This window comes from Allobosea sp., assembly GCF_048595345.1.
GTDB lineage: Bacteria > Pseudomonadota > Alphaproteobacteria > Rhizobiales > Beijerinckiaceae > Allobosea.
The window spans coordinates 1-11,214 of record NZ_JBMDWH010000157.1 but is presented as its reverse complement, the minus strand read 5'-3'; the positions used below and the strand labels follow the sequence as shown (position 1 = coordinate 11,214).

General features: G+C 68.8%; 7 protein-coding genes. 2 read left to right on the top strand and 5 right to left on the bottom strand.

Annotated elements, in window-relative coordinates:
• Together ACOJTB_RS14520 and ACOJTB_RS14515 are read right to left on the bottom strand one after the other, a co-directional pair.
• Positions 1–305: transglycosylase domain-containing protein (locus ACOJTB_RS14520; protein ID WP_420103238.1), on the bottom strand; the 305-nt coding region annotated here is incomplete at its 3' end.
• A 98-nt stretch (positions 306–403) separates the two neighbouring features.
• Positions 404–5,677 (bottom strand): alpha-2-macroglobulin family protein, encoded by a 5,274-nt coding sequence (locus ACOJTB_RS14515; protein ID WP_420103237.1) that lies wholly within the window; start codon positions 5,675–5,677, stop codon positions 404–406.
• A 140-nt stretch (positions 5,678–5,817) separates the two neighbouring features.
• On the opposite strand from ACOJTB_RS14515, the gene ACOJTB_RS14510 reads away from it, so the two are divergent.
• On the top strand, positions 5,818–7,302 hold the full coding sequence (locus ACOJTB_RS14510; RefSeq protein WP_420103236.1) for a serine protease: 1,485 nt from the start codon (positions 5,818–5,820) through the stop codon (positions 7,300–7,302).
• Between the two features lie 30 nt (positions 7,303–7,332).
• Here ACOJTB_RS14510 and ACOJTB_RS14505 read toward each other — a convergent pair whose 3' ends face one another.
• From ACOJTB_RS14505 to araD, 3 genes are all read right to left on the bottom strand, one after another.
• Complete coding sequence (locus ACOJTB_RS14505) at positions 7,333–8,082, bottom strand: enoyl-CoA hydratase-related protein (RefSeq protein ID WP_420103235.1); 750 nt, start codon at positions 8,080–8,082, stop codon at positions 7,333–7,335.
• A 166-nt stretch (positions 8,083–8,248) separates the two neighbouring features.
• Positions 8,249–8,965 carry a ribonuclease activity regulator RraA gene (locus ACOJTB_RS14500; RefSeq protein WP_420103234.1) on the bottom strand — a complete coding sequence of 239 codons (717 nt, stop codon included), beginning with the start codon at positions 8,963–8,965 and terminating at the stop codon, positions 8,249–8,251.
• A gap of 11 nt (positions 8,966–8,976) precedes the next feature.
• On the bottom strand, positions 8,977–10,707 hold the full coding sequence (gene araD, locus ACOJTB_RS14495; RefSeq protein ID WP_420103233.1) for an L-arabinonate dehydratase: 1,731 nt from the start codon (positions 10,705–10,707) through the stop codon (positions 8,977–8,979).
• A 303-nt stretch (positions 10,708–11,010) separates the two neighbouring features.
• Between araD and ACOJTB_RS14490 the strand changes: the two genes are divergently transcribed.
• The coding region (locus tag ACOJTB_RS14490; protein WP_420103232.1) for a hypothetical protein at positions 11,011–11,214 on the top strand (204 nt) is incomplete at its 3' end.

Genomic DNA, 11,214 nt, shown 5'->3' with positions numbered 1-11,214 from the left:
CCGCCCGAGACGATGCGGCCGCTCAGCACAAATTGGCCGGCGGCGCGCAGCATCCCCAGCGGATCGACCCCGCGATGGCTGTCGAAGCGCTTGTCCTCATAGGCCTTGAGCATGGCGAGATAGCGCGGATCGACATCCTCGTGCGTCACCGGCAGCTTCCAGCGGCCATCGGTGGTGAGGAAGGGGCGCAGCAGCCGCCCCTCGCGATCGAGCACGACGGTGGAACGGTCAGCGGCGCGGGCGAGGTCCAGCGGCGGCAGCGAGCGCGCGTAGAGGATGAGTGTGGCGGCCGCCGCCAAGGTCAAGAAGGCGGCCGCCGCCGCGACATATCCGAGCTTGCGCCACCCCTCTCCACAAGGGCGAGGGGAGGAGCGCGGCCGATCTTGCGGAGCGCCCTCGTCCATCACCGCGCCGAGCTTACCTCCACCGTGCCGAAGCCGGTCCGGCCGAAGCGGTCGGGGCGGTACATGTCCTCGATCACGGCGGCCGGCGAGACATAGCGGCCGGGCGAGACGGCGCGGGCGATATAGGCGACGGTGTAGGACAGCTTGTCGTTCTTGGCTCCCGAGCGTTCGAAGGCCGCGACAAAGCGGTCGTCGCGGGCCTGCGTGTGGACGGGCGAGACCTCCTGCTTCAGCCAGTCGAGCCCTGCGGTCGAGGCGCCATCGGTAAGGTTGGCGTTCTCGATCTCGAGTCCGGCGGGCACGGGGTCGACCAGCAGCAGCCGGCCGAAGCGGGGCGCCGCCTCGGTGACCGTCAGCGCCACGACATAACGCTCGTTCTGGCGCAGGTGGGCCGGGTCGGCCCGCTCGCCCTTCATCGTGTAGATCACCCGCTCCAGCCCGAAGCCCTGGTTCAGCGCCGGCTCCGGCGCGGTCGGGATGCCGGCCACCGTGATGACTGCCTGGGCATTAGCGCTGCCGGGATTGGCGATGGTCAGGGGTCTGGCCTCAAGCGCGTCGGCCCGGATCGTGCGGTAGAGCGCGCCCTTGCGGGCCGTGCCATCCACCGTCAGCGTCATGCCCTCGGCGTCCTTGGCCATGGCCTGCGCCGCCAGCACCATCCAGCTCTGCTCCTGCGTGGAGGTATAGCCGTAGCGGGCGCTGTTGCGGGTGGCGTCGAGGATCGAGACGGCGCGGGTGATGTCGGCCCGCTCGCCATTCGATTCCGCGATCAGGGCCAGCACGCCGGCCCCGTCCCGCAGGCGCGAGCCGTAATCCGGGCGCGAGAGCCCGTCATCGCTCGCCTGCTGCAGCAGGCCGAGGGCGCTGCCGAAGGCGTTGCGGCCGCGGGCGCGGTCGCCCAGCGCGGAGAGCGCCGCGCCGATCTGGGCGCGCGCCAGCGCCGTGCCGAAATCGCCGAGTTTGTTGTCGGCGAGATAGCGCAGATCGCCCATCACCGGCCGCCCGTTCCGGGCCAGCACATAGAGCGCATAGGCGATGCCCGGCGCCTCCTCCTTGTTGATGTCGCCGGTGTTGACGACCTGGTTGCGTAGCCGGTCGAGCGCGAGATTGAAGGCGATCTGTGGCACGGCGAATTGTTTTTCGCGGGCCCGTGTCAGAAAATCGGTGACGAAGGCATCGAGCCAGAGATCCTCGCCGCCGACGCTCCACAGCCCGAAGGAGCCGTTGCCGCCCTGGCGGGCGAGCACGCGCTCGATGGCGTTCTGCACGCGCTCATCGGCTTTGTCGTCGAGGGCGAGATTCTCCATCGAGGCGAGCTGGTTCACCGCCAGCAGCGGCAAAGCGCGGGAGACGGTCTGCTCCGTGCAGCCATAGGGATAACGGTCGAGCGCCTGCAGCAGCGCCGGCACGTCCAGCGAGGCGAAGGGCGAGACCGAGACGGAAACCTGGCCGGAGCCCGGCACCAGATCGGCCAGGAGATCGGCCGAGACGGTGATGGCACCGCCATTGCCGGGGATGGCGCGCACGATCCGGCGTGCCAGGGTCGCCGCCGAGGGCTTCACCTGAAGGCTCAGGTTCTGGACCGTGCGGACGCTCCCTGGCCCGGAAACGCGCACGTCGAACTCCGCCCGGCCGAGGCCGGCTGCCGTCACGGGGATCGCCATCTGGGCCTTGGCGCCGGCGGCGAGCTGCACCGTGCGGCGGGTCGCATCGGCCGCGACGAGGACCGGGCCCCTCACGTCGAGATCGACCGTGTAGGCGCCGGCCGGACCCTCGACATTGTCGACCTGGAGGAAGAAGCGCGACTGGTCGCCGATGGCGAGGAAGCGCGGCAACGTCGCCTGTGCCACCACCTGATCGCGCACGATCACATCGGCGCTGGCCTGGCCAGTCTTTCCGGCGGACCAGGCGACGCCCATGACACGCACCGTGCCGTTGAAGGCCGGCAGTTCGAAATCGATCTTTGCCGTGCCGTCGGTGCCGACCTTGACGACGCCGGAATAGCGGGCGAGCGGCTCCTGCGTCGGCTTTTCACCCTCGAGCTGCGGGCCGGCGTCGCCGCCCGAGCGGATGGTGCCGCGCACGCCCTGCATGCCGTCGATCAGATAGCCATACAGGTCGCGCAGATCATGGCCGAGCTGGCGCTGGCCGAAAAAGAATCTGCTCGGATCAGGGCTCTCGTAGCGGGTGAGGTTCAGGATGCCGACATCGACGGCGGCGAGCGTGACATAGGCCTCCTCGCCGGATTTGAGCCCTTCCAGCTTCACAGGCAAAGCCAGCGTCGTCAGTGGGCGCACCAGCTTGGGCGCGCCGAGATCGAGGCTCAGCGTGCGCTGCTCCTTGCCGATCTGGAACCAGGAGAGGCCGATGGCCCGGCCCGGCAGACGCTTGGCCGCCGTGTCCATCGGCCTGTGGGCCAGCACGACGAGATAGGCGCTGGCGCCCCATTCCGCCTTCACCGGGATCGAGGCCGTGGTGCCGCTGTCAGTGATGTCGATGGTGCGCAGATCCGCGACCTTGTCGGTGATCACCGCGACGGTGGCCTTGCCGGAGAAGCGAGGCGAGAGGCGCAGCTGGACGCTTTCACCATCGGCATAGGATGCCTTGTCGACGGCGACATCGAGGACATCCGGCGTGTCGGCGGTCTTGTCGCTTTCATAGCCGATGCTGAAGGAGATGGCGGTCGCAGATTCCTCGGCGCCGTCCGCAGTCACGTCGAGCCGGTAATTGCCCCATTCCACCGGCGCGGCGATCCTGGCGGGGGCGTCGGCGGTGACGGTGATGGCGCCATCGGCGACCCGCCGGGTGGTGGTGACGCCCTCATAGTTCCAGCGGCCGTCCTGGAAGAACCACTGATAGTTGCGGCGCACCTTGGACAGCACCCATTTGACACCGGGCCGGCTGATCCGCCTGCCGTCACCGGTCGCCATGATCACGTCGAAACTCGCGGTCTGGCCGTTGCCGAGTTCGCCGTCCCTGAATGCCTTGCGCACGCCGATAGCGGCGCCCTTGGGCACGATCGGCAGGGTGACGGAGCGGGCGATGGCCCGCCCGCCGGGCTCGCCGACGCGCAGCGTCAGCTCCGCTTCGAGCGGGCGGTTGGTCTCGGGCTGGCTGATGGGGTTGGAGATCGTCGCCTTGCCGGCGGCGTCGGTGGTGGCGCTCTCCTCGAATTCGGTCTGGACCGGGTCGAAGGCCTCGTCGGTGAGGCCGACCTGATAATCCTTGAAGCCGGGGATCGCGCTCTGGGCTGCGGCACGCAGCGTCATCGCGCCCGTGACGTCGAGCGCCGAGCCCGGCGCGCCGTAGAGATAGCGCGCGGCGACGTCGATCTCGGCCGGCTGGCCGGCCTGAAGCACTGGGGCCTTCGGGGTCAAAGTGAGTTCCAGCCGCTCGGGGACATAATCCTCGACCAGGAAGGAGGTCTCGCCGATCGGCTGGCCCTTGGGGTCGGAATAGGCGAGCACGCGCCAGGTGCCGGTCGCGGCGCCCGACAGAAGCGGGATCGAAAAGCTGCGCCCGCCGGCGCCCTGATCCTCGACCTGGCGACGGCGATATTCGACACCGTCCGGCCGCTTGACCACGAGGGTGAGCGGCAGGCCGGTGACGGCGACGCCCTTGGCGTCGCGCAGCAGGCTCGTGAGGAACACCGTCTCGCCCGAGCGGTAGACGCCGCGCTCGGCATAGAGATAGGCGTCGAGCCCGGTCGGGGCGACGCGGCCCTTCACGCCCCGGTCCGAAAGATCGAAGGCGGTCTGCTTCAGGTCGAGGAAGCCGTAATCGTCGCTGAGGCCGGCGGTGACGAGGCCCGGCGCATTGCCGCCATCGCCGCGGCCGAGACCGGCATCGAAGCGGGCATAGCCGTTGGCATCGGTCTTCGCGGTGCCGAGCACCTCGTTGTTCTTCGCGATCAGCCGGATTTCGGCATTGGCGATCGGCTTCGCATCGGCCAGCGAGCGGGCGAGCACATGCACGCCGTCGGGTCCCGAAAAGGAGGTGAGCCCCAGATCGGAGACGACGAACCACTGCGTCGCGCGGGTCGAGCCGTCGTCATAGCTGTCGCCGTCATCGCCGGCGGGGGCGGGGGCCGCACCGCCGGAAGGCTTTGCGAACATCACATAGACGCCGGGTTTCAGCGCGCCGACGGCCTCCACCACCGGGAAGGCGGTGACGACGTCCTTGTTGAGCTCGGACTTCACCTCCATCGAGCCGGTCCAGACGCTCTGGCCCTTGTCGGAGGCGATCTGCTTCGCCGACCAGGAGCCGAGCTGGCTGAGGAAGTCTTCGGAATGGACGGAGTTGATCAGGTTGCGGTCGCCGATCCGCATGACCTCCAGATCGAGCCGGTTGGCGTTCACCGAGACGACAGGAACGCCCTGCTGGCCCGTGCGCGTCAGCACGTAGTTCTTGCCGGTGAAGCGCACCGAGGGCGTGCGATCGCGGACATAGATCTCGTAATCGGCCGATTTCAGCAGCGTTTCGTCCGGAATGGCGGAGGGCACGCCCTGGCGGACCACGATGGCGTAGCGCTCGCCATGCTTGAGCCCATCGACGCAAATCTGCCGATCCTCTGCACTGACGGCGAAATCGCCTTTTCCGCCGGTGATGGCGACGTAGGGTGCGAAATCGACGCGCCCGCGCGCCAAGGGTTCGGAAAATTCGAAGCAGGCGCGCGGCGAGGCGGCATCGGAATCGGTCTTGTTGGAGACGAGGCGGAAGCCGCGTTTTTCCCGCAGGTCCTCATAGCTCTTCTGGAGCGAGGCGTTGGAGGCCAGATCGAGGCTGAGTCGGTAGGTGGTGAGCGCCGGGCGCCAGAGTTCGTATTTCTCGAAGGTCTGGGCCAGCAGGCCGAGCGATGCGGCTTCGTCATTGCGATTGGCCGAGCGCTGATAGGCGAGATAGGCGGCGGCGATGGCGCGCTCGCGCAGCTCCCAGCGCTCGCGATAATCACGGGGCTCGATGCCGCCGGCGGCACGCGACATCAGGCGCCAGGCTGCCGCCGCGTTCGGATCGGAGACGATGGCGGCATTGGCCAAAGGCAGGGCAGCGCGGGCATCGCCCCGCGCCAGCGCCGTCTCGCCGGCGCGCAGGAGATCGGCGACGGGCCGATTGGCGGCAGACACCTCGCGCTTCAGCCGCTCCTCGAGACGAGCGCCGTCACTGGCGAGATCGTTGCGGATATAGGCCTTTTGCGCCGAAGCCGGCTGGACGAAGGCCGGTGCAACCGAGAAGACGAGACCGAGCGCGAGCAGCAGGCGGGCTAGGACGGTCATCGTCGATCCTCTGGGGCCAGGGCGGCCAGCATGGCCGGCCGAGACGTCCGCCCGATGACGGGCGAGCGCGGCGGCAGGCTATCACCGCTCAACTCGTGTGCAAGTCGCCTGATGGCTGAGGCCGATCATCTGCGGTTGCGGTGCGCCGCGTTCTGACGCTCAATGCCGCCCGCGCCGCCTTCGAGGACCGGATGATGCCGCTATCGCCACGATGCTCAGCCTGGACGATCCCGCTTGCCGCCGCCGTGACGCTGGCCTGCGCCGCACCGGTCTCGGCGCAGGCTCCCGCTCCGGCCACACCGGCCGCGGCGAACCCGCAGATGGCGGCCGCACAGGCGAGCTTCGAGGCCTTGCCCGAGGCCGAGCGCAAGGCGATCCAGGCCGATCTGATCTGGGCCGGCGGCTTTTCCGGAGCGACCAGCGGCTCCTTCGGCGCGCTGACCTTCCGGGCGATCAACAGCTTCAAGAACGGGCGCGGCCCGGCGGACGGCATCCTGCCACCCGCCGAACGGGCTGCGCTGGCCAGGGCGGCGCAGGCGGCGCGGGACGCCGCCGGCTTCCGGCTGATCGCGGACGAGAAGACCGGCGTTCGCATCGGTGTTCCGACCAAAGTCCTGCCCAAGCGCGACGTAACGCCTACGGGCGGCAGCCGCTGGCAGAGTGCGGACGACAAGGTGACGCTCGACACCTCCGCCGCGCCGCCGGGGGAGGATCTGGCGGCGATTTACGAAAAGGCGATCACGGTCAGTCCCAACAGCCCGCGCAAGATCACCTACAAGCTGCTGCGGCCGGATTTCTTCGTCGTGACCGGCGAGACGCCGACGGGCAAGTTCTACCGCCGGCTGGCAGCGGGACCGCAGGGGCTGCGCGGCTTCTCCATCGGCTATGACAAGGCGCTCGCCGCTAGCGTCGACAAGCTTGTGATTGCGATCGCCGGCAGTTTCGAGCCGTTCCCGAGCGGGCCGATGCCGGCTCCGGGCCCGGTCGTCGCCGGCCCAGGCGGCGTGGCCCCGCCACCTCTGACCCAGCCGGGCCCGCGCGCCAATGAGCGTTATGGCGTCGCATTGATCCTTTCCGACAAGCTCGCGCTGAGTGCTGCGGCGGCGGTCGAAGGCTGCCGCAGCCTGCGGGCCGGAGCGCGGGTCGCCAGGCCTCGGGCGAAGGATGCGAGCGGGCTCGTGCTGCTCGATCTCGACGGTGCCGGCGCCGGCAAGCCGCCGGCTCTGGCCGGCGAGGCGGCGGGTGCCGATGCCGCGCTCGTGCTCATCGCCTTTGCGGAGGAGGCGGGCAAGCGCGCGGCCGTCGCGCTGCCCGGGCAGCTGGTTCCCGCTCCCGCCGGGCAGGCCGTGCTGGCGCCGCTGCAGCCCGGCCAAGCGGGCGCGCCGGTCTTCGACCGTCAGGGACGCCTCGTCGGGCTCATCGCCGGCAACCCGTCCGACAAGCAGCTCATCGCCGGGGTCGCGCCCCAGCGCAGCTACGCGCTGGCCGATGCCGCCGCGATCCGCGGCGCGGTCGGCGCGGCCGGCGTGTCATGGGCCGCCGCGGCCGATGGCGGCGCGCTCAGCACCGGCGCTGTCGTGGAAAAGGTGTCCGCGTCCGTCCTGCCGCTGACCTGCGGTCTGTAGAGAACCGCGCGTCCGGACTGCTTCGCCGGCTTATTTTTTCAGGAAGGCGGCGAAGGCAGCCATGGCTTCGGGCGAGCGCAGGCGCTCGCCGAAATGCCGGGCTTCCTCCGCGATGGTCTCGGCAGTGGCGGTGCGGGTGCCCTTCTTCAGCAGCATCTTGGTGAGCGCCACCGATTGCGGCGGCAGCGCCGCCAGCGTCTTGGCCCTGGCGAGCGCATGCTCGAGCGCCGTGCCCTCCGGCACCACCCGATTGAGTAAGCCGGCATCCAGCGCCGCCGGCGCGTCGAAGGCCTCCCCCAGCATCAGCAGCTCGGCCGCCACCTTCTGCCCGGCGATGAGCGGCAGCAGGTAGCTCGAACCGCCTTCGGGGCAGAGGCCGAGCGTCACGAAGGGCATGCGGAAGGTTGCCCCCGCGCCGGCGAAAGCCAGATCGCAATGCAGCAGCATCGTCGTGCCGATGCCAACGGCGAACCCCTCCACCGCCGCCAAGATCGGCTTTGCCGTGCTGGAAATCGCGGTCAGGAAGTCGATGGCGATGCGGGCCCCGTCCCCGGAGGCTGCAGCGGCGGCGAAATCCCTGATGTCGTTGCCGCTGGTGAAGCAGCCGCCGGCGCCGGTCAGCACGATGGCGCGGATCGTCTCATCCGCATCCGCTGCCGCGAGGGCGGCGATCAGGCCGGCATAGCTCGCCCGATCGAGCGCATTCTTGCGGTCGGGCCGGTTCATGGTGATCTGCACCACGCCCGCGGCGACGGTTTCGGTAACGACGCTTTCGCTCATGGCTGGCTCCTGCTCCCGGACGGGATGGCACGGGGTTTCGAATCAGGTCAAGCAAGCGGGGCGCTCGACCATCGGAACGACAGGGGGAGAGACCCTTTTCGGACCGATCCGGTGCGTCCGGCCTCTCAGAAGGCCTCGGACCCCGTCCGCTAGGAGGCGCGATGCTTCAACGGCCGTTCTGCCGGCGCCAGGCTGCGAAATCCGTCTGCGACTGCTCGTCGGTCGGTGGATAGAGGCCGAGAATCGAGCGGCCTTCCAGCACCTTCTCGGTGACGAAATCCTCGAAGGCGGTCATCTCGGTCGCCTCCTCGGCGATTTCGTCGGCGAGATGGGCGGGGATCACCACCACGCCCTCGCCATCGCCCACCATGATGTCGCCCGGAAAGACCGGCGCGTCGCCGCAGCCGATCGGCCCGTTGATCTCGATGGCCTGATGAGCGGTGAGATTGGTCGGCGCCGAGGGGCGCTGGTGATAGGCGGGAATGGCGAGCTGCGCGATCTCCGGGCTGTCCCGAAATCCGCCATCGGTGACGATGCCGGCCACGCCCCGCATCATCAGCCGGGAGACGAGAATCGAGCCGGCCGAAGCTGCGCGCGCATCCTTGCGGCTGTCGACGACGAAGACCGCCCCCGGAGGGCACTCCTCGACCGCCTTGCGCTGGGGATGGGCGCGATCGAGAAAGACGCTGAGCGGGTTGAGGTCTTCACGCGCCGGAATGTAGCGCAGGGTGAAGGCCGGCCCCACCATGTTGCCGCCCTTGACGCCGAGCGGGCGGACGTTCTGGATGAACTGGTTGCGCAGCCCGCGCTTGAACAGCGCGGTGCAGAGCGTCGCCGTGCTGACGGCTGCCAGCTTGCCTCGTGTCTGGTCGGACAATGCCATCGCGGCGCCCTTCAGAAGATCACCGGTTCTGAGACCGGCGCGCCGAAATCGGTGCGGAGGAAGTCGAAATCGCAGCCCTCGTCGGCCTGGCCGATATGGCGCGAGAACATCCAGCCATAGCCGCGCTCGTAGCGCGGCGGCGGGGGTGTCAGCTCCGCCTGCCGGCGGGCCAATTCCTCATCGGACACCTCCATCCGGATCGAGCGGCTGGGCACGTCGATGGTGATGATGTCCCCCGTCCGCACGAGAGCGAGCGGCCCGCCGACATAGGATTCCGGTGAGACGTGCAGGATGCAGGCGCCGTAGCTTGTGCCGCTCATGCGCGCATCCGAGATGCGGACCATATCGCGCACGCCCTGCTTCACCAGCTTCTTCGGGATCGGCAGCATGCCCCATTCCGGCATGCCCGGACCGCCCAAAGGGCCGGCATTGCGCAGCACTAGCACCGTATCGGCCGTCACGTCGAGATCGTCGCGGTCGATATTAGCCTTGAGCATCGGGTAGTCGTCGAAGACCAGCGCCGGGCCCGAATGCGTCAGCAGATGCGGGGAGGCTGCGGATGGCTTCATCACGCAGCCGCGCGGGGCGAGATTGCCCTTGAGCAGCGCCAGCGCTCCCTCCGCATAGATCGGATTGTCGAGCGGGCGTATGACGTCTTCATTGTAGATCTCGGCCCCGGCCAGGCTCTCGCGCCATGTCTTACCCGAGGCATTGATCTGGTCGAGATCGAGGAAGCCGGTCAGCCGCGTCAGCAGACCGAGCAGGCCGCCGGCATAATAGAAATCCTCCATGAGGTATCTGTCGCCGCTCGGCCGGACATTGGCGATGACCGGCACCTTGCGGCTTGCGGCATCGAAATCATCGAGCCCGATCGCATGGCCGGCGCGGCGCGCCATGGCGATGACGTGGATGACCGCATTGGTGGAACAGCCCATCGCCATCGCGACATGGATTACGTTGCGAAAGGCGGCCTCGGTCTGGATCGTCGCCGGGGTCAGCCGTTCATGGACCATCTCGACGATGCGCCGACCGGTCGCCGCCGCCATCCGGATATGGTTGGAATCGGCGGCGAGGATGGAGGAGGCGCCCGGCAGGGTCATGCCGAGCGTGTCGGCGAGCGCCGTCATGGTCGAGGCGGTGCCCATCGTCATGCACACGCCATAGGAGCGTGCGATCCCGACCTCCATCTCCGACCAATCCTTGTCGGAGAGGGTGCCGGCGCGGCGCTCGTCCCAGTATTTGAAGGCGTCCGAGCCCGATCCCAGCACCTTGCCGTGCCAATTGCCGCGCAGCATCGGCCCGGCCGGCATGAAGATGGCGGGCAGTCCGGCACTGGTGGCGCCCAGCAGCAGGCCCGGCGTGGTCTTGTCGCAGCCGCCCATCAGGACGACGCCGTCGACCGGATGCGAGCGGATCAACTCCTCGGTCTCCATCGCCAGGAAGTTGCGATAGAGCATCGTCGTCGGTTTGACCTTGCTCTCGGACAGCGAGATCGCCGGCAGTTCCACCGGGAAGCCGCCGGCCTGCAGCACGCCCCGCTTCACATCCTCCACGCGCTGCTTGAAATGCGCGTGGCACTGGTTGAGGTCGGACCAGGTGTTGATGATCGCGATCACCGGCCTGCCGCGATACTCCTCGGGCGCATAGCCCATCTGGCTCATGCGGGAGCGGTGGCCGAAGGAGCGGAAATCGTCCGGCTCGAAATAGCGCGCGCTACGGGCGTTGCCGGGGGTGTCAGCCATATGCCTGTCTCCGCCGCAATGCGCGCGAGCAGGGATGACTCCCGCTTCGCTTTGCCGAATGGCCGGAGGCCCGCACGGCGTCCGTGCCGGGTGAAACGGGCGCGTCGCCTTGCAGGCGCCGGCGGCCCTCATGCCTCCGCTCGGCCCGACCGAAGCGGTGTTGCATGCGATCATGGCATGCGATCACGCTGTCCTCCCGCCGGCTGATCTTGTCGGCTGCCGCGGCAGCCGCCGTCGCTCGGTTCAAACGCGATCCAAGCGCCATGCCGCGGAGGGGTCAAGCGCGAAAGGCCGAGCCCGGCGATGCACGAGGCCAGGGGAGGGCGGGCCGCCGCCGCTGCCCGCTTCCCCGGAGATGAGGGCCGGGCGGGCGGCGGATCGCCGCGCGACGTTGCCAAGCCACTGAGAACGCTTGCCGATCCTGCGCCTGTCAAAAAAAGTTCATTTGGTTTGTTGACATTGTTGGATGGGCGGCCGTATAAGCCGCCCATCGAGACGGCGCCGCCG

Excerpts from the sequence above, each read along its gene's own strand:
- araD (WP_420103233.1), bottom strand. The coding sequence starts at position 10,707 with ATGGCTGACACCCCCGGCAACGCCCGTAGCGCGCGCTATTTCGAGCCG.
- ACOJTB_RS14500 (WP_420103234.1), bottom strand. The coding sequence starts at position 8,965 with ATGGCATTGTCCGACCAGACACGAGGCAAGCTGGCAGCCGTCAGCACG.
- ACOJTB_RS14505 (WP_420103235.1), bottom strand. The coding sequence starts at position 8,082 with ATGAGCGAAAGCGTCGTTACCGAAACCGTCGCCGCGGGCGTGGTGCAG.
- ACOJTB_RS14515 (WP_420103237.1), bottom strand. The coding sequence starts at position 5,677 with ATGACCGTCCTAGCCCGCCTGCTGCTCGCGCTCGGTCTCGTCTTCTCG.